The sequence below is a fragment of the Peribacillus sp. YIM B13472 genome (assembly GCF_042788005.1).
Taxonomy (GTDB): domain Bacteria; phylum Bacillota; class Bacilli; order Bacillales; family DSM-1321; genus Peribacillus; species Peribacillus simplex_E.
Window position 1 is genome coordinate 107,629 of record NZ_JBHZPG010000006.1, and the last position, 18,864, is coordinate 126,492.

General features: G+C 40.3%; 20 protein-coding genes. 4 read left to right on the forward strand and 16 right to left on the reverse strand.

Annotated features, from left to right (window positions below):
• Positions 1 to 3: 3 nt before the first annotated feature.
• The 5 genes from ACFX4I_RS07000 to ACFX4I_RS07020 form a co-directional block, all read right to left on the reverse strand.
• Positions 4 to 1,176 carry a YqgU-like beta propeller domain-containing protein gene (locus tag ACFX4I_RS07000; RefSeq protein ID WP_283931918.1) on the reverse strand — a complete coding sequence of 391 codons (1,173 nt, stop codon included), beginning with the start codon at positions 1,174 to 1,176 and terminating at the stop codon, positions 4 to 6.
• 172 nt (positions 1,177 to 1,348) lie between these two features.
• Positions 1,349 to 2,515: a M14 family metallopeptidase gene (locus ACFX4I_RS07005; RefSeq protein WP_377419789.1), complete on the reverse strand. Its 1,167-nt coding sequence runs from the start codon at positions 2,513 to 2,515 to the stop codon at positions 1,349 to 1,351.
• Between the two features lie 143 nt (positions 2,516 to 2,658).
• Entirely contained in the window at positions 2,659 to 4,512 is a 1,854-nt protein-coding gene (locus ACFX4I_RS07010) for an LTA synthase family protein (RefSeq protein WP_377419791.1), read from the reverse strand.
• A gap of 181 nt (positions 4,513 to 4,693) precedes the next feature.
• On the reverse strand, positions 4,694 to 5,665 hold the full coding sequence (locus tag ACFX4I_RS07015) for an ROK family glucokinase (RefSeq protein ID WP_283931921.1): 972 nt from the start codon (positions 5,663 to 5,665) through the stop codon (positions 4,694 to 4,696).
• Positions 5,666 to 5,679: 14 nt separating this feature from the next.
• The gene (locus ACFX4I_RS07020) at positions 5,680 to 5,889 is read right to left on the reverse strand and encodes a YqgQ family protein (protein WP_230303030.1); all 210 of its coding nucleotides are present in this window, start codon (positions 5,887 to 5,889) and stop codon (positions 5,680 to 5,682) included.
• 214 nt (positions 5,890 to 6,103) lie between these two features.
• Between ACFX4I_RS07020 and ACFX4I_RS07025 the strand changes: the two genes are divergently transcribed.
• A complete protein-coding gene (locus ACFX4I_RS07025) occupies positions 6,104 to 6,961 on the forward strand; it encodes a hypothetical protein (protein WP_377419794.1) in 858 nt (285 codons plus the stop codon).
• Here ACFX4I_RS07025 and ACFX4I_RS07030 read toward each other — a convergent pair.
• From ACFX4I_RS07030 to ACFX4I_RS07050, 5 genes are all read right to left on the reverse strand, one after another.
• Complete coding sequence (locus ACFX4I_RS07030; protein WP_377419796.1) at positions 6,956 to 8,494, reverse strand: rhomboid family intramembrane serine protease; 1,539 nt, start codon at positions 8,492 to 8,494, stop codon at positions 6,956 to 6,958. The two genes, ACFX4I_RS07025 and ACFX4I_RS07030, sit on opposite strands and share 6 nt — an antisense overlap.
• A gap of 176 nt (positions 8,495 to 8,670) precedes the next feature.
• The gene (locus ACFX4I_RS07035; RefSeq protein WP_230303033.1) at positions 8,671 to 8,859 is read right to left on the reverse strand and encodes a hypothetical protein; all 189 of its coding nucleotides are present in this window, start codon (positions 8,857 to 8,859) and stop codon (positions 8,671 to 8,673) included.
• Positions 8,860 to 8,935: 76 nt separating this feature from the next.
• Positions 8,936 to 9,508, reverse strand: a complete 573-nt coding sequence (locus ACFX4I_RS07040) for a 5-formyltetrahydrofolate cyclo-ligase (RefSeq protein ID WP_377419798.1) — start codon at positions 9,506 to 9,508, stop codon at positions 8,936 to 8,938.
• Positions 9,509 to 9,685: 177 nt separating this feature from the next.
• The gene (gene rpmG, locus ACFX4I_RS07045; protein WP_028391797.1) at positions 9,686 to 9,835 is read right to left on the reverse strand and encodes a 50S ribosomal protein L33; all 150 of its coding nucleotides are present in this window, start codon (positions 9,833 to 9,835) and stop codon (positions 9,686 to 9,688) included.
• Positions 9,836 to 9,953: 118 nt separating this feature from the next.
• Positions 9,954 to 10,562 (reverse strand): hypothetical protein, encoded by a 609-nt coding sequence (locus ACFX4I_RS07050; RefSeq protein WP_142323937.1) that lies wholly within the window; start codon positions 10,560 to 10,562, stop codon positions 9,954 to 9,956.
• Between the two features lie 417 nt (positions 10,563 to 10,979).
• On the opposite strand from ACFX4I_RS07050, the gene ACFX4I_RS07055 reads away from it, so the two are divergent.
• The 3 genes from ACFX4I_RS07055 to ACFX4I_RS07065 are packed head-to-tail and all read left to right on the forward strand — an operon-like array spanning position 10,980 to position 11,809.
• Positions 10,980 to 11,351, forward strand: a complete 372-nt coding sequence (locus ACFX4I_RS07055; protein WP_377419800.1) for a hypothetical protein — start codon at positions 10,980 to 10,982, stop codon at positions 11,349 to 11,351.
• 6 nt (positions 11,352 to 11,357) lie between these two features.
• The gene (locus ACFX4I_RS07060; protein ID WP_377419802.1) at positions 11,358 to 11,627 is read left to right on the forward strand and encodes a hypothetical protein; all 270 of its coding nucleotides are present in this window, start codon (positions 11,358 to 11,360) and stop codon (positions 11,625 to 11,627) included.
• A gap of 8 nt (positions 11,628 to 11,635) precedes the next feature.
• Positions 11,636 to 11,809 carry a hypothetical protein gene (locus ACFX4I_RS07065; RefSeq protein WP_377419804.1) on the forward strand — a complete coding sequence of 58 codons (174 nt, stop codon included), beginning with the start codon at positions 11,636 to 11,638 and terminating at the stop codon, positions 11,807 to 11,809.
• Positions 11,810 to 11,877: 68 nt separating this feature from the next.
• Here the strand turns inward: ACFX4I_RS07065 and phoU are convergent, their stop codons facing one another.
• The 6 genes from phoU to ACFX4I_RS07095 all read right to left on the reverse strand — a co-directional run bounded on the left by phoU (position 11,878) and on the right by ACFX4I_RS07095 (position 18,807).
• Entirely contained in the window at positions 11,878 to 12,531 is a 654-nt protein-coding gene (gene phoU, locus ACFX4I_RS07070) for a phosphate signaling complex protein PhoU (protein WP_230303037.1), read from the reverse strand.
• Positions 12,532 to 12,549: 18 nt separating this feature from the next.
• On the reverse strand, positions 12,550 to 13,383 hold the full coding sequence (gene pstB / locus ACFX4I_RS07075; protein ID WP_230303038.1) for a phosphate ABC transporter ATP-binding protein PstB: 834 nt from the start codon (positions 13,381 to 13,383) through the stop codon (positions 12,550 to 12,552).
• Between the two features lie 16 nt (positions 13,384 to 13,399).
• Positions 13,400 to 14,278, reverse strand: coding sequence for a phosphate ABC transporter permease PstA (gene pstA, locus ACFX4I_RS07080; RefSeq protein WP_056528691.1), 879 nt, complete (start codon positions 14,276 to 14,278; stop codon positions 13,400 to 13,402).
• Positions 14,279 to 14,281: 3 nt separating this feature from the next.
• Positions 14,282 to 15,220 (reverse strand): phosphate ABC transporter permease subunit PstC, encoded by a 939-nt coding sequence (gene pstC, locus ACFX4I_RS07085; RefSeq protein ID WP_377419807.1) that lies wholly within the window; start codon positions 15,218 to 15,220, stop codon positions 14,282 to 14,284.
• A gap of 87 nt (positions 15,221 to 15,307) precedes the next feature.
• A complete protein-coding gene (locus ACFX4I_RS07090) occupies positions 15,308 to 16,273 on the reverse strand; it encodes a PstS family phosphate ABC transporter substrate-binding protein (protein ID WP_230303040.1) in 966 nt (321 codons plus the stop codon).
• A gap of 365 nt (positions 16,274 to 16,638) precedes the next feature.
• Positions 16,639 to 18,807 (reverse strand): peptidoglycan D,D-transpeptidase FtsI family protein, encoded by a 2,169-nt coding sequence (locus ACFX4I_RS07095; RefSeq protein WP_283931924.1) that lies wholly within the window; start codon positions 18,805 to 18,807, stop codon positions 16,639 to 16,641.
• Positions 18,808 to 18,864: the final 57 nt, after the last annotated feature.

The following is an 18,864-nucleotide window of genomic DNA, read 5'->3' on the forward strand; positions in this document are numbered from 1 at the left end:
TCATCATGTTTGTTTGAACAATCTTTGTATTTGATGGGTTTTCATATCAATGATTTTCTCAAATTGATATCCATATAAGCAGAAGTTGCCATCAAGCGAACAGCTTAATGGTTCATTTTCCATGTCCTTCATCAATTCTTCTTGTGTGCCTTTTTCCCAATTTAATTTAGTTAAGGTAAACCTTCCCTCATATTGGTCCGCATCTTTTGATTCATTAGGAATGAACGTTATGAATTCCTTGTTTCTTTCAATGAAATCATAGGATGGAATCACCCAATCTGAAAAGCTTTTCAATAGCGGCACGGAAAAAGAGAAGATCGGCTTGTTTGTTGAATCATAAAATGCATATGTACCCCGATCTTGTTTTTCTGTCTCCACTTGAATCGTCATCAGCGCTTGTTTCATTTTTTTAAAGTGAATGACATCGAGCATAAGACTGTCCGCTCCATCCTCATTCAGCGCTTTTCTTTCTAGGGGAGCCGTCAAAGCAGGTTCTTCCTTGTCCCAATCCAGAAACATCAATTCATTTTCACTTGCCCATTGAGCAAAGGGCTGCGGAAAGTCCAGAGTTTCCATAGTTTGTTCATCTGGATTCAACACATAACTGCTGTATGTCCAATCTTCATTAAAACTCGATACAAACAACTGGCCATCTTTATATGAATTCCACTCATAAGCTAATTCATAGGCTGGGATCGCCACGGAATACAATGGATTTCCCGTTTTATCGAGTATTGTGATTGATGCTTTATCCGAAGAGGTTAAGGACGATAACAAAATATGCGTACCAGACGGACTGATCGATACTTCAGAAAACGCAAAAGCCGGCTGATAGAAAACGGAAGTATCATTCGTTTCCAAATTCCATGACATCAACTGGGATAATTCATTACCATCCCGCTTCACAGAATATAAAATGGTTTTAGAATCGAGCCATCCAAAAATGGCTTCGATTTTTTCCGTTTCTGCAGTCGGGACCTTTAAATTGCTTACTGAAGTTTCCAGGTTAGATTGAGAGTGTTCTTTTTCCGTATCTTTTACGGGTTTACTAAGGTCCTTGGAAGGCTCACAAGCCGAGATAAGAAGGATAGTGGAGATAACTAATGGGACGAAACACAACATCTTACAAATGGAAAGCCGCATACAAAGTGCCGCTTTGGATACTTTAATCTCCACACACCTCCCACTTCAAAACTAAAACGCCTGGCATATGTGAGCGAGACATTAGAAAGAGAGTAAGGACTGTCCAATCGAATCCTTACTCTCTTTCATTATAAAGTAAAAAAGAGAAAATGTGGCGGATAATGATCTTATATTTTTTTGGAAGTAAATTCCTTAGGAGGATGCATCACATATATAGGCCTGCCATCAAAATCTTGACAGAATCTTCATATATACCAGGCAAATGGGATAGCGGAAGCGGATTGATGCCCTTTCCCAGTTCGATTGTGAATCCGCCGCGTTTAAATTCCTGAATGAACCAATCTTTATACCCGGCATGGCTGTCAACATATTGCACTGCCCGATATCCGCTGCGCTCCTCAAACTCCCTCGCAACATTCGCTGCCTGTTCAGGTTCATGGCCCTCATATCCCCAATAGAATTCTTTTCCCTGGGTATGAAGTGCAAGCACTCTTTCAAAATTCCGTCTTATTGCCAGCTCCTTCATGGCCAATGCTTCTGGTTCTGATAGCGCGGTCTCTCCTGGAAAATCCCTCGGGGCAGGGGCTTTCGGAATCTTTCTGCGCTTTTCAATCTCCCAATTGGCAGGATATTGATTATTCAGGTCTACACCGCGGATATTGGCTTTCCAAGCATAAAAGGCAGGATTGCCATTATTAATTTTTAAAACATCAACCTTCCCCTCTGCCGCCTCCTCCCCCTTTAGGACAAGCTCGACTCCATCCGGATTCACCATTGGAACCATCGAAATGGTCATATCCCGATAGAAGGGCATACAATCCATTCCACATAGTGTACGATCATTCGTTACTGCCAGCAGAAAATCATTCAGCCATTTCATCAAAACCGCCGTAGTGATCCATTCATTAGCATGGAATGAACCGTTATAATGTATGACCTTTTCACCTTGACCGATTCTTACCTCAAGTAGTTCTTTCCCCAACACACTCCTCCCGATCGATTCAACCTTAATAAAGGGGTAATGAAAAGATAGAATATCAAGATCGTCAAGAAGTGATTGATATTCATAGGGCTTGTCGGTGACAATCATGGGATTCATCACCCGGACGGGTACGGAAAAAGGTTTTTGTCCATCTTGATTCAACAATATTATCCCATCGATGGGCAGGTGATATTGTAAAGCGATTTCGGCAAAATCGATATCTAACCGGGACTCTTCCTGAACAATGTACCCAGGTATCTGTACTTCCATGCCATTTGGCAAAACCCCGCCGGTAATGGCGGGATTGGCATCCTCAATCAAAACCCGAGGAATTTGGAACAATTGACTGTAATATGCCAAATCATCCCCGCTTCTGCTCATAACTTTCATTCAGCCTCCGCCCCTTTCATTGTTTTATCTTTATGAAGCGAAAAACAGAAAGATGTTCAGGAAGTCTCACGTGTTTCATAATTGTAATGCTACTGATTCTCCTGAAAAAACAAAAAAACCCGGATTGCCCCAGGTTTCCTTTTTCAACGTTGCTCATAAAATCGGAGCAAATCCCCATAAATGATTTTGTCGGAGTACTCAAGCTCCTGCTTTGCCTTATCCAAATACTCTTCACATGAATCCTTTGCAGTCGCCGCTCCGGTCTTTTTATCATAACAGGTATCCATCGTATAGAGATAATCCTTTGTGATGAAACTGCCATCGCGAAGAACGGTGAATTCTAATTTCTCTTCAGAAAATAGATCTTTGCCGAATTCGATATAATCATCATTTTCAAACCCCAATAAATGAAGGAGAGTCGGCCTTACATCAATTTGGCCGGAAATGGTGGAAATCGTTTTCCCCTCCTGCCCAGGGATATGTATGATGAACGGTACACGCTGAAGTTGGATGGATTCGAAAGGCGTGATTTCCTTCCCAAGGAACTGGCTCATGGCAGAGTTGTGATTTTCCGAAATTCCATAATGGTCACCATATAGGACAATAATGGACTCCTCATATAATCCATCACGTTTCAAATCACCGATAAATTGTTCCAAGGCTTCGTCTGTATAACGTACGGTCGGAAAATACTGATTCAATGTTTTGGAATTCGAATCGTATGGTTCCAATGTCCGGTCTTCTTCATTCAAAGTGAATGGAAAATGATTGGTTAACGTTATGAACTTGGCATAAAAAGGCTCAGGCAACCGCTTCAAGTGAGAGATTGATTGCTTGAAGAACGATTTATCATTCAAACCCCAATTAATGGAATTCCCTTCAGAGACTTTGTATTCATCACTATCATAAAACCGTTGGTACCCAAGAGAAGCGTACATTATGTCACGATTCCAAAAGCTTTTATTATTGGCATGGAAGGAAGCCGTATTGTAACCTTTTTCCGTTAAGATTTCGGGGGTGGCTTTGTATTCATTTTGGGCATGAGTGAAAAATACTGCACCCCTACCTAAAGGATAGAGGGAATTCTCAATAATGAATTCTGAATCGGATGTTTTCCCCTGGCCAGTTTGGTGATAAAAGTTATTGAAATAATAGCTCTCTTTAATGAATTGGTTCAGAAAAGGAGTGATTTCTTCACCGTTGACAGTTTTGTTGATGACAAAGCTTTGAGTGGATTCCAATGATATTAGGATCACATTTTTGCCTTTTGCCAGACCATAAAGGTCATCATTAACCTCTTTTTGATTCGCACGGACATAATTTTCAATTTCCGACAATTCACTGCCATCCGCAAGGGCCCGTTGAGCTGATGATTTCGTCTGTAATATTGCATCATAAACGTGATAATGATACGTACCGATATTCTTAACGAGGATTTCGCGGTCAAACGTTCTTGTCAGGAGTTCAGGACGAACCGCTTCCGCTAAAGCTAAGTTAAAAAATGTCACTCCCAAAGTCATTAACAAAAAGAATTTACGGTCCTGGGGATTGTATCGACATTCATGGAATGTTTTTGGTTTGTATTTCAGCAGAAGCATCAAGACCGGAATATCGGCAAAATACAAAAGGTCACTCGGATTGATCAATTCATGTACACTGCTTCCAAGGTCGTTCATATTGCTCGTTTGAAAAAGAACGGGAATGGTTAAAAAGTCATTGAAAAAGCGAAAAAAAACAAGGTTGGCAAAAAGGACGAAGGTGATGAAAAAACTCATGATCAATAAGTATGCTGTCCTTCTATTTTCTTTTAAAAATATATTCACGCCAAGAGTAAGTAAGAGGAAACTGACAGGATTGATGAATAGTATGAACTCCTGGATCCAATTATCAATATCTATCTCAAAACTTGTTTTATAAGCAATATATGTTTTAAGCCAAAGTGAAATCAATACGACCCAAAACAATGAATATCCCTGTTTTTTGAAGACCTTTTTCAATCCTGGTCCCTCCTCATCGAAAAAGCGCTGGAGCCATGATGCAGAGCGCCTCAATCATGGGTCATGGTTCTCCCCCCTTTGCAAAAGCAGGAACGATTGACCCCCACCCCTCAAAACGGGTAACTTTTTTGAAAATTCCATCTTTTTCTCATAACCCTGTTTGCCACAGGGCAGCAAGGGATCACGTATTCAGTTGGCTTTTAATGAGCCAGGCTGCACCTATTACCCCTGCATCATTGCCTAGTGTGGCCAGGCTGATTTTCGTTGATTTACCAACCCGTTTGAATGCATACTTTCCGAAGGCAGAACGGACAGGATCAAGCAAAATGTCTCCCGCTTGCGAAACGCCCCCACCAATGACGATTTTATCTGGATTCATGACATTCCCAACATGTGATAGTGCCAGCCCCAAGTAATTGCCTACCTTATTTACCACAGCTTTGGACAAAGAATCACCTGCTGCAGCACATTGGAATAACAGTTTGGAAGTAACCGCATTTCCCTCTTCGACTTTCTGCTGAAGCATTGACTGTTCATCGGCGGTATTCAAGGCCTCTAAAGCCATACGGACGATTCCCGTTGCCGAAGCAACCGTTTCCAAACAACCAGTCTTACCGCAATTGCATGGTGCCCCTCCGTCCGTTACGACCGTTATATGCCCTATTTCTCCAGCAGCCCCACTGGTACCGTGGACAATTTGCCCATTATGGATGATACCGCCGCCTACACCCGTTCCTAGAGTTACACAAACGAGGTCTTTGGCACCATTACCGGCACCTTTCCACATTTCTCCCAAAGCTGCCATATTGGCATCATTATCGATCACAGCCGGAAGAGATGTCTCCACCTCCAATAAATCTTTTAAAGGATAGTCCTTCCAGCCTAGATTGACGGCTTCATATATGGAACCGTTAACAAATTTCACAGGCCCGGGAGCACCCATCCCTATCCCTACTATCTTACTCTTCGGTTCATTAAGTTCCACGAGCTTCGCATCAATTGCTTTGGCAATGTTAATCGTAATGAATTTTCCCTTTTCGGAGATGTCCGTGCCGATTTCCCATTTATGAATAATCTCTCCGTAAAGATTGATCAGAGCCAGTTTGGTAGTTGTACCGCCTAAATCCACACCCATCAGCCACTTTTCCATCATTCTCACCTTTTTTATCAATTTTTTTTCTGTTTTTCCCTTTCAAGAGACAATTGCTGCCTAATTAAAAGGATCGCCATTTGATAATCTTTCGTATCCATCATCTGCATACGGTGGATTTCCCTTATTTCGGATTCCATCAGTTCAAGCTCGGCTAAGCGATCACCAATATAGATAAATGTACCAAATCTTTTCAAGTATTGTTGAAGATCATAATATGTTTTCATAGTAAACCTCTTTACTCTTTTCTATAGGAAAGTATATCGAATCAGCCTCTTTGTAACAAGCGCCCATTTCCCCTTTGATAATTTCCCCCATCCCCCCTCATACATGTCCAATTGTATTCATATGATGAAATATCAAGAATGTGGACTCTTTCGATTTGATTTAACAACTTAATGTTTTTAATGCATTCATCACGCGTGAAAACGGAGGGGAAAAATGAAAGTACAATTGAAGTATACGGTCTTTTTGGTTTTAACCACCATTTTTGTCATCCTTTATTTATCAAATCATAAACAGACAGAGGAAACCATCATTTTTTTTCCCATCGATTCCTCGCTCCATTTTGAACATGCCTCCACCCATCTGACACCGAAGGGTACCGGGGATTCCACCTATACCATCACTTGGAGGGTGGATTCTTCTTTGGACCAGCCTGCTTACTTACGTCAGGACGTATCGCTTTTATACAAAAATGGAAAATTGGCAGGAGCTTTAAAAAATTGGCGCCAAAATAAACAAGAACTCTCTCAAAAAGCGAAATCTAAAGAATCCGAGAGTGGGCGTTATGAAGCGGTAACGTTTCATTATGCCGAGGTTCATCCGAGTGACACAATTTTCACCAGTGCCCAGCAGCTCAGTAAAGATAAACTCTATACAGTAACGACACCGGTTTTTCAATTTTTCCACCGTCCACTTTCAGAAGAACAGGTTCAGTGGAAAAAAACGCTGGACGGCTTGACAGATCAAACGGTTCGAAATGGTTTGGAGAAAGCAGGTCAAGCTTTTCAGCTTAATCTGGAACAGTATAATATCATCTCTTTAACAGATTTGCCCTCAAAGAAAAATCAATGGCTTGCTGCCTTCCCCCAATTCAAACGGGAGGAAATTGTGGGAAAACTATGGGAAGGACTTTACAAAAATTATGTGTTGGGAATAAAAAAGGAGGATGGATCCACTGTGAGTCCACAAGGCAGCACCACCCCCCTATTGCTTATGGCGAAGAATCAAAGTGAAATACTTGTCTTGTTTACCCTGAAAGACGGTACCCCAATCATGCTGCGTCAAAAGTTATAGTTGCTTTTCAATTTTCGCCAGCAGTTTAGTGTATGACTTATTATCCGGGGCAAGCTCAATAGCCTTATCCGCTTGCTCCTTAGCTTGATCGAATGATTCGAGATTCATGTAGACTAAAGCAAGATTGTAATGGGCTTCATGCAAATCCGGATTACTTTCAATCGCTTTTTCATAATAATCCCTAGCTTTGTATATGTCCTTTTTATCAAAAGATAAATTTCCTAGCATAAAAAGCGATAGCGGTGCTTCAGGATTTGCATCCACATATTTGAATAGCATCTCTTCCGCTTTGTCCTCTTCATCATCATCTATATACTTTTGGGCCAGCATGGCCATGGTATTATCATCTATAGCTGCACTTTCCTGATGATTGAAACCATATTGCAGCAGGGCAAAGGTCAGTATTACCGTCCCTATCAGAAAAGCCAGCTGCCGAAAGATATTCTTGGATTTTGGCAGATGGACCACTCCAGCAGCCAAGAACCCTCCGATCAAACCTCCGATATGGCCTGCATTATCAATTCCCGAAACGGTGAAACCATATATTAAGTTAATGATGATTAACACGATCACCGATGAGCCCATCGAGCGCATGAATAATTTCGGATAGACGATGCCAAAGTACAGAAGTGCTCCAAAACAGCCAAAAATGGCTCCACTCGCTCCTGCGGAAAGATTCGGGGTCATGATGAAGCTGCCTAAAGTTCCAGTGAAACCAGCGAATATATAGATGATAAGGAACCTGGCATTACCGTAAATCCTTTCAACTTCAGCTCCGATTAAATACAACGAAAATGTATTCATCAGTAAATGAATGAACCCGATATGGACAATCATCGGTGTAAAGAACCGCCACCATTCCCCTTGCATGATATAAGGGGAAAATTTAGCGCCAAACTCGATCAATGTTTTGGAATTGGTGCTGCCCCCATTAAACTCCATCAAGACGAACACTGCTATTTGTATCGCCATGAATATATATGTAAAGAATGGCTTATTGGCATTTTGAAATACCTTCTGCTCTGCCTTAGCCTTTTTGACTGACTCCGAGATGGCGGCCTTCTTTACTGCGAGGACCTTTTCCTCATCTATTTCATTTTCTTCAAGAATTTGAATTGAAAGTGGTTTTTTCAAAACAAGTTCAAGGTTTTGCAACGAATCATGAAAGTTTTCACACGTTAGAAGAAACGTGTGAACATTCGTTTTTTTTAAGGAAGCCACCCGTGAACTAAAGTCATGATCATCCACCGGGGCGAATTTACTAACATAGATACTTAATATGTTTATGGGCTTCTTGTATAATTTCCTTCTGATCCTTTCCCCATTATGCAATGTTCGGTCGATATCGCGTTTCAGCCAATTAGCCCAATCCAAATCATGTCGAATAAATCTTATGACTGGAAACTCCTTATTCTTATCGCTCTCAAGCCAAATCTCCTGATGGTTTTCCGTGACAGTGATCATTCGATAATCATAATGGGCAGACAGCTCCCTTATGGTTTCCCAAAACAAATAATCCTCTTTAAATCCCAATACCTTCCCCACTTTCCAATGAAACTTAAGCTTCTAAAATTCCTGTTTCTTTAATTAAAACTATAGACGAAATCATGTAAAAAGTAAAAAGGAGACTGTTTAAAATCCACTCTCCCCTATCCTTATAAATAAAAAAGGAACCCCTGATCAGGTTCCTTTTAAAGATGCCGGCATCCTCATTTGGTCTGAGTGAACATGCTTTGCATCATTTTATCCCTGAACATTGGCATATCCAAGGATTTAGTCACTAGAAATCTTCTCAGTATGCCGTTGGACAGCACAACATTTATCAGGCGGTACCGGTTTTGGTAACCTGCATAAACAACTAAACCAACCAAGAAGATTTGAATAATTAATCGAAGCATAACAATCCCTCCTATCAATAGTTTGATACAGGACAGGATTTTTATGAGTTAAAAGTGATAATTAATAAACTTCTTCTTAATGGGCGTATGTGCGTATAACCCTGGATGGGGTAATGAGTTTGCCGACCGCTATATCATGAACCTCTATCGGGAGTTCATCCATTAATTGAAGCTCATATGTAAGTGCCAATGTATCTCCCCGGTAATAGGATAGGAAACGGTCATAATAGCCCCCTCCAAAGCCTAGGCGATACCCTTCCTTGGTAAAAGCAAGACCGGGTACGATCATTGCATCCAATTCCTCTTTGCGAGCCTTGGCTGTATCAGCCACTGGTTCTAGCAACCCGTAATAAACAGACTCCAGCTGATTGAAGGACGAAATTTTTTTGAATTCCATTGTCTTTTTTTCTGGATCACATTTTGGTACTGCCACTTCTTTTCCTTCACTCCATGCTTGTTCGATGATCCGTACCGTTGGAACTTCAGGCGGGATTGAGATGGTGATGCCAATTGTTTCAGCTTTTTTCCATTCCTCCAGTGAAAATAAGTTTTCAGCGATTCTGCTCGATAGTTCTTCATGTTCCTCTTTAGTCAGCTCCATTAAACGGGACCTAACTTCTTGACGGAGCTTATTCTTGTTTTCTCTCATCTCTTCCGACTCCTTTAGTCTACTTCTATCATTATCTCATAATATTTGTTCATTTTCGAAAATACCGTGTCGGAAATCGCCGAATCATTAGTCTTTCTGAAAATATTCACTAAAGGAAATTGAGAAAGAAGGAATTAAAAAAATGAATAAAAAAAACAACAGGAAAAATCCTGTTGCTTACTTTGTTTCACGGTGAGTCGTGCTACGTTTTTCTCTTGAGCAGTATTTTTTAAGCTCAAGACGGTCTGGATTGTTACGTTTATTTTTTTTAGAAATATAGTTACGGTCTCCACATTCAGTGCAAGCTAATGTAATATTCACGCGCATTGTGTATTTCCCTCCAAACATATTGACATTTTCACATAGGACTTTTCTATAATATCATTATTCAATGCGAATTGCTAGTATGTTTTTTGGGAAATCCAACATTAACTTTTTTGAATTCTTAATTGTTTACGTTTTGCATCGTCAGGAGGAGCTGATTATTTATAACTTTCGCTTCTTCTTTCGTTTCAGCATGAATGACCCAAGCCACAGCTTCCACACATTCTTTCGGTAAGATTTCCGTCTCTAACGTAAACACGCTGGTAACTTCCCCTTTGGCGAGCGGTGAATAAGCAAGGAGTCCTTCTTTCAATGATTTGAAGCATCCCTCTTGATAAAGGCTTCCCTTACCTTGGATGCAATATTGAGAGATGCTTTTTCCTTTCACCAATCCACCCAATAAGGCAATCGATTGAGGGGCTACATGTAAAATCGCCCGTTCATTCGGGCTGTAAAAGGCTACTGCCTGCCTCTCGAAAGCGTTTTCATAGTGAAAAAACACTTTAGGGCGCTTAGTCTCGAATGAGGTATTCCTAATCGTGAACTTCGAAAAGGTCACCTTCCCTTGAGTATATGTTTGTGAAAGTGTCCGGATCTCTCCATTAGGATGACTCATCATATCTTCCTCAGGATACCAATCAAAACTCTCATCCATCCATAGTCCAGCCTTTAGACCCTTACGAAATATGTCCTGGTTATCCTGCGGCATATACGCGAATAGTGAATTCATAATAATCATCCCTTCCCCTTTATTTATCCTTATATAACTTATCGTTAGGCGCTGACAGTGAAACAATCCACTTTAGAATCCGCACACCATTTTCTTATAGGTCGACCGATTTTTAACTATTCAAAATATTTTGTTTTTTCGATTTATTCTATCTTTATGTTAGCACTGAATTGGCTGATGGACAATAAACACTTTTTGTCGAATTTTATGTATGTTATCTCTCAAAGGTTTTTTTCCCATTTTAATACCTAATTTTTTTTCTTCAAAGACGTTCATAAGGATTTTCGACAATATTTTTTAAAAAACAGTCCATAAATGAAATATACGGCCCATTTTGAATATGAAAATCTCCAACTTTTTTAAACTATGTGTAAAATATAAGTATATTGTCGAAATTTATCTTTTGAGGTGAAAACTATGGAAACACTTATCATCCTTCTTTTTTCATTAGCGATTGTCCTTCTCATCATTTCCTTTTTCGGTACAGATAAAGTTGCCAAATTAGAAGAAGATTTAGAACAGATGACACTAACGTATATGCAGGATATCTACCAATTAAAGATGAAGGTTAAGATTCTTGAAGAGGAATTCGTTATCCAGGACGACATTGTTCCCCCTGTAAAGGATAGATCACCTGTCAATCCCAATGATATCGAACCCATTCATGAAATTCTAAAAAGCCAGGTTCTATCTTTATATAATCAAGGACTTTCTTTGGACCAGATCGCTAGACAATCCTCGTTAACGAAGGAACAAACCATTTCAGTGCTCGAGCAGCAAAGGGGGTGAATGAAAATGAACAAAGCAAGACTGCAAGGTCTTTCCGCCGGTATCATTTTTACCACAACAATCTTTGCTGGCTTTCATTATAGCACCGGATTATTCGAAGGCACCACCCCTACTGCGGAGGAAGCTAAGGAATTGCTCGTGAAGAAGGGATTCGTCGTTACACTTCCTAAGGAGGAAGCTAAAAAAACCGTCCAACCAAAGGATCCGGATAAGGATTCAATGGAGAAAGAGGCTTCAAAAAAAATCCCTCCATCGTCACCTATACAATTAAAGTGAAAACGAATATGACCGCAACCGAAATTGCCGATAGCCTTTCCAAGGAAAAAATCATCGATGATGCTGTTGAAATTGAAGCTTACATGAATAACCGTGATTTCTCAAAAAAAATACAAATCGGCGAGTTTGTTGTTACTAATAATATGACATATAGACAATTGGCCAATACTTTGACCCATTAAAGAATAAGAGAGACTTTTAAATGGACGATGTCCGAGAAAAAGCCTCTCTTTTTTAAATTAGGAAGGGTTCATTCATTCCTGCCAATATATCTCCCTCTTACCAGAAAATAAATGTTTTCAGCTATATTCGTTGTATGGTCAGCCGTTCTTTCTAAATAACGGGCAATTAAAGAAAGTTGTGTGATCTGCTGAAGGTTTTTTTCATCTGAAAGTCGAAGGAGACTTCGAATCATCTCTCCATAAAAGCGATCGACCTCATCGTCCATTTCAATGATTTCTCTTGAAAGAACCACATCTTCCTTCTCGAATGCATCTATCGAAAGTTCAATCATCTTTAATGTAATATCATGCATCTGCTTTAATGGTGTTAATGGCAGAATAAATGGCTGGTCACCGATTCGGATGGCTGATTTAGCGATATTCACGCCAAAGTCCGCCATCCTTTCAATATCTGAAGCTATTTTTATGGCAGCAATGATACGCCTTAAATCAATCGCAACCGGCTGCTGCTTAGCAATCAGCAAAATTGCAAAGTCATTAATTTCCTCTTCTAGTAAATCAGCTATTGTATCATCATCAATAACTTCAAGAGCCTCTTCAACATTCTTGTTTTCCAGTGCGGTAAATGATTTTGATATCGCACCTGAAGCTAAATTAGCCAACCTCACTATTTTCTCTTGCAATTCTTTTAATTGAAGCTCAAAATTTTCACGAACAACCATTGTCGCATCTCCTTTTCATTAGCCAAAACGTCCGGTAATATAATCTTCTGTTCTTTTATCATTCGGATTAGAGAAGATGGTGTTTGTATCAGTATATTCGATGACTTCCCCATTTAAGAAGAAGGCCGTTCTATCAGAGATACGCGCAGCCTGCTGCATGTTATGGGTAACGATGATGATGCTGAAATCCTTTTTCAGTTCTTGAACCAGTTCTTCTATTTTCAAGGTGGATATCGGATCAAGGGCAGAAGTCGGTTCATCCATTAAAATGACATCTGGTTCGATTGCCAAACATCTGGCAATACAAAGGCGCTGTTGCTGTCCACCTGAAAGTCCATATGCATTTTCATGCAGACGGTCTTTCACTTCATCCCAAATGGCTGCTCCTTTTAAACTCTTTTCAACGATATCATCAAGAATTTTTTTATTTTTAATTCCATGGATCTTTGGTCCGTATACAACATTTTCATAAATTGATTTAGGAAAGGGATTAGGCTTTTGGAAGACCATCCCCACCTGTGTCCTTAAATCTTCCACCTTATAGGACTGATCGAGGATATTTCTGTTCCTATATTTAATCTGGCCTGTCGTTTTCACATCCGGAACTAGCTCAATCATTCGGTTCAATGTTTTGATGTATGTGGATTTCCCACATCCTGAAGGCCCGATAATGGCGGTCACTTCATTTTGATACATATCCAGGTTAATATTTTTTAAAGCATGGTTTTCACCGTACCATAAATTGAGATCTGACGTTTCATACACCGTTTCTTTTAAGAAAACGGAATCTGCATTTGCATTTTCTATTCCAACTGTTGGAGCCTTTTTGGGTCCCGTTAATGTCATATTCATTCTTTCCTTCCTCCAATCAGTATCTTTTCTGGAATTTGTTACGGATTATGACAGCTATCGAATTCATTAAAATTAACAGAGCAAGTAAAACGATGATACCTGCAGCCGCAACCTGCTGAAATTCTTCCTGTGGCCGGGATGTCCAGTTATAGATTTGCATCGGTAGCACCGTAAATGTATCCATGACCGATTGCGGTAAAAAGGCGATGAACAACGGGATACCAACCACCACTAATGGTGCCGTTTCCCCAATCGCCCGGGATAAAGCGAGTATTCCACCTGTCAAAATACCAGGTATCGCAGCTGGAAGAACCACTTTCAAAATCGTCTGCCATTTCGTTGCACCCATTCCATAAGAAGCTTCCCTTAAATCACGCGGTACAGAACGAATGGCTTCCTGAGCTGCAACAATGATGACTGGCAAGACGAGTAGACTCATCGTCAAACCTGCTGCCAACACGGAGCGATCCAAGGCTAGAGCCCTAACGAAAACCGTCAAACCGAGCAATCCAAATACAATTGACGGAACACCTGCCAGGTTTGATATATTCAATTTTATAAAAGATGTGATCCAATTCTTTCGTGCATATTCCTCTAAATAAATCGCCGTTCCCACACCGAGAAGAAGGGAAACTGGGGTAACGACGGCCATTAACCATATCGAACCGATAAGAGCTGCCTTTACACCAGCCTCTTCCGGTCTCCTAGAAGCGAAATTCTGGAAGAAATCAAAATTTAAATGACCAATTCCTTGAGTCAATATCCGATAAAATAAGATGGCCAATACCAGAAGGCCAAATAAAGTTGCTAAGAAGAATAAGCCTTTACATATCGAGTTAACCGCCAGCCGAGTGGGCATTTTTTTTACAACATGATTTTTGTTTATCAGTTTCATGTTTTAATATTCCTCCCTGAACTTGCGGGAGATGAACTGCGCCAATAGATTCATAATAAGCGTAAAGACGAACAGTGTCATTCCAACCGCATATATGCTGTAGTAAATCGTTGTCCCATACCCTGCGTCTCCAGTACTCACCTGTACGATATAGGCAGTCATCGTTTGAATAGAATTTGTGACGTCCATACTCATACTTGGAGTCGATCCACCTGCGACACTTACGATCATGGTCTCTCCAATAGCTCTGGATAAAGCCAGGACAATTGAAGCAACGATACCGGACATAGCCGCTGGTAATACCACTTTAATCGTCGTTTCCAGTTTCGTAGCACCAAGAGCATACGCACCTTCACGAATCGATTTCGGTACTGAGACAAGTGCATCTTCCGATAAAGAGGCAATCATCGGCATGATCATGATTCCTACCACAATCCCAGGACTTAGGGCATTGAACATGTCAAGGGAAGGGAATATATCCCGCAATACTGGCGTTACAAAGGTTAAGGCAAAGAAGCCGTAAACGATAGTAGGGATTCCAGCTAAAACTTCTAAAATCGGCTTAATGATTCTCCGTGTTTTCTCAGATGCATATTCACTCAAGAAAATGGCGGTTGCTAGACCTATCGGAACTGCAACTATCGCCGCTATTACCGTTACCTTTAATGTTCCAACAACAAGTGGCATAACCCCAAAGGAAGGCGTGGATGCAAAGGGTAACCATTTATGTCCTGTTAAAAACTCCACGATGGACACTTTCTCAAAAAATATAAAAGTTTCAAAAATCAACGTAAGGACTATCCCAATGGTTATAAATACAGAAATCACTGCTGTAAGGAACAACAGCTTAGGAATGAATTTCTCTATATTCCATCTTTTTTTGCTTTTCTTTTCTAGAATCAATCGCTGTACAGAATAGGTATCTGTTTGTTTCGGTTCCAACATGTATCCTCCATTCAGACACGCAATATTAAGGGGCTACCCAATCCCTCTATTTATAAGAAGAGATTGGGCAGCCTGTTAAATAGATTATTTTTTTAGTTCATTCAATTTTTCAAGATCCTTCTTGTACTCTTCTTCAGGTAAGCTGACGTAGCCTACTTCTTCAGAAAGCTCTCCAGCATTTTCAATGACGAATTGAGTATAATCAGCCACTTGTTCCTTTTCAGCTACACTTTTATTGGATACATATGTGTACAGAGGACGAGACAGTGGTGCATACTCTCCGCTTTTAATCGTTTCATGGGTAGGCTCAACAGCACCCTTACCATTATCAATGGATACAACTTTTAATTTATCCTTATTTTCTGCATAGTAAGCAAATCCGAAGAAACCAATCGCATTTTTGTCACCTTCGACCCCTTGTACAAGAACGTTATCATCTTCAGAAAGAGTCGCATTTTCGACCATTGGTTTTTCCTCTAAAATAACTTCGTTGAAATAATCGTATGTGCCAGAATCAGTTCCCGGAGAGTAAAATTTAATTTCTTCATTCGGCCATTCCGGACGTATATCAGACCATTTCTTCACTGAGCCATTGTCAACCCAAAGCTTTTTTAGTTCGTCAACTGTCATTTTATCGATGAACTCATTATCTTTATTGACAACGATAGAAATACCATCAAACGCAAGTTTCATTTCTGTATACTTAACTCCCTTTTCATCAAGTAACGCACTTTCTTCGTCTTTGACTGGTCGGGACGCATTACTTAGATCCGTTTCACCAGCGATGAATTTTTTAAATCCGCCACCTGTTCCCGATGATCCTACAGATACTTTAACATCAGGTTGTTCCGCCATATATTCTTCAGCAACTGCCTCCATGATTGGAAACACAGTCGATGAACCATCCATAATCACTTCGCCCTTGAGTTGATCTGAAGCCGTTTCATTTCCTTTACCGCTGTTTGTAGTATCATTAGATCCACATCCAGCTGCCACTGCGATTACTCCACCCATTACTGCAGTCATTGCCATAAATTTGAAACGTCTCATTTGTATATCCCCCTAAGAATTTTGTATGAATATTTTGTCCTACTATCACATCATACTTTCAGACTGTAAATTCCGTTTAAAGCAATTGTAAATGTTCAGTAAATAATTGTTTATATATTGTAAAGGTAGTCAGAAAGTAATTAACAACAGTATCTAATACTTTAATCACTCTCTTATTTTGTGCCCAGTGGCTGTTTACATGAGCGGAAAATTACTCCAACTCCAACTGAAGTGATTATAAGTCTTTTTCATAAGGGGAAAGTGCAAAGGTCGAGGCATACTGATAGCATGACACCACTGAGCAATTTTACTTTATGACAAAAAAAACACGTTTTCGGTTTTACCCAAAAACGTGTGTTAACCTTTTATTCATTTTCCTGGCTTTTCCTAACTTCAGCCTGGTCCTCTTGAACGTCTTTACCATTCTCCACTTTCAAATCAGTCGAGGTTTCGGTATTTTCCTTCTTAGCCCGTTCTTTTTTCAGTTCGAAATAAGTATCCATAATTTCTTCACCTATCTCTTTACTCATGCTATGGCCCGAATGTCCTTGATAAGCCCACGGGACAACAACAGCAAAAGCCACTTCCGGATTTTTAGCAGGGGCATAGCCGACCAACGTGATATTCATCGTATCTTGAGGTTCGCTATAATCCGCTCGGTTCGGACCATCATAGAACGCTTGCGCCGTTCCGGTTTTAGCCGCTACCGTATATGACTTATTCCCAAAGTAAGTATAAGCTGTTCCGCCTTGTTCCATCGAAACTTTCTCGAAACCGCTCTGCACACGTTCTATCCATTCTTCCTTCATCTCAAGACGATTAAGGACAGTTGGTGAAACGTCTTCGGCAACAGGACCCAATTCCTCATTATTATCAACAGGATCACGGATTTCCTTAACCATATGCGGCTTCATACGGTTACCGCCATTTGCAATGGCTGAAACATACTGCACAAGCTGCATCGGTGTGTACGTATCGTACTGTCCGATAGCGAGGTCAAGCAGCTTACCTGGTGACGTTTCCGAACCTTTGAATCCACTCATTTCATTCGGGAGATCAATCCCCGTGCGGACACCCAAGCCAAACTGGGCAAATGAATTCCGCATGGTCGAAAAGGCGCTAGAACTAATATTCAATGGCTCATTCGGCACATAATGCGCACCTGCAATATTAATTGCCGTTCTGAACATATAAACGTTCGAGGATACTTTTAAGGCAGTCAAATCATTAATGTTCCCGAAGTTACTATATGAGCCTTTTTCCTTTGTACCCTTAATCTTCAGCTTCGTATCATAAAAGTATGTACCTGGCTGAATGGCTCCTTGCTGATAACCAGTCAAAACAGTTGCGCCTTTTACTGAGGAGCCCATTGTATAGGAAGTCGTAATATTCCCTAATGCAAAGTCCTCTATGGAAGATTTCCCTGTTTTTGAATCCTTCTCATATTTCTTGCCCGCCATCGTTAAAATTTCCCCTGTATTAGGATCCATCATAACGACAAAAGCTCTATCCAAGAACTTAGTGTTGCCCATTTTTTTCTTGGCAATCAATTGCTTTTCAATGATTTCCTCTGTTGCAAGCTGTAAATCCATATCAACTGTCAATATAAGATCTTTTCCTCGCGAACCTTCAGTAATCACTTCGGAATCGACAACATTTCCTGATTTATCGGTCACATTCCTTACTTTCGCTTTCTGCCCTTGGAGGATATCTTCATATTGCGCCTCAATATAACTCTTACCTACACGGTCATTCCGGCTGTAATCACGTGCAAGGTAGTAGTTCAAGCTTTCACTAGGCAACCCTTCTTCAGATGAGGAAACTTTACCCAATACAGATTTAAGTGTTTTATTATATGTATAAAAACGATCCCAATCTGTAGATATATCGACCCCTGGGAGAGAATCAAGGTTTTCACTCACCCTGGCGAATTCTTCTTTTGTTACTTTCTTATTTTTCACAATTTGCGGGGTAAGGGCATATCCGCTTGCAAATTCCCTGTAGATGGCAAGGACTTCCAGATCTTTTTCAGAAAGCTTTGTTTCTTCATCAGTAATCCGATCAAGCTGAAGCTTATACAAATCACTTTCTTCCATCTCGCCCTCTTCCACTTTTTTCCGTTCTTTATCCGTAATCTTTTTCTCGGCCAGCTTTGGATTTTTCAAAATCCAAAAATCCTTTTTATCGCGCTCAGTCACTTTGTTTGTTTCCTTTTCGATCAACTTCGCGAGTTTCTCAGCCGTTTCCACCATTTCTGTTTGTTTCGTACCTTGCTTTCGTGTATATGTAATTGCATCCAGTGGTTGGTTATCGACCATCAGTTTTAAATTCCGGTCATACATTTTCCCACGGGGCACCGAATTATTCACGGTCACTTCCTCTGTTCTTTCAATCTCACGCCGGTAATCATCACCATAAACAATCTGTACAACACCCAAGCGTAAAATTAAAGCGGAAAACAAAACAAACACTAAAAAGAAAAGAATATTCAATCTGAAAGGCACATGCGTCTTTTTCTTTTTCTTTTTATTCACACTAAGCCACACATCCTTTTTACATAGTCATAATAGGTCCTATACTATTCTATAGAA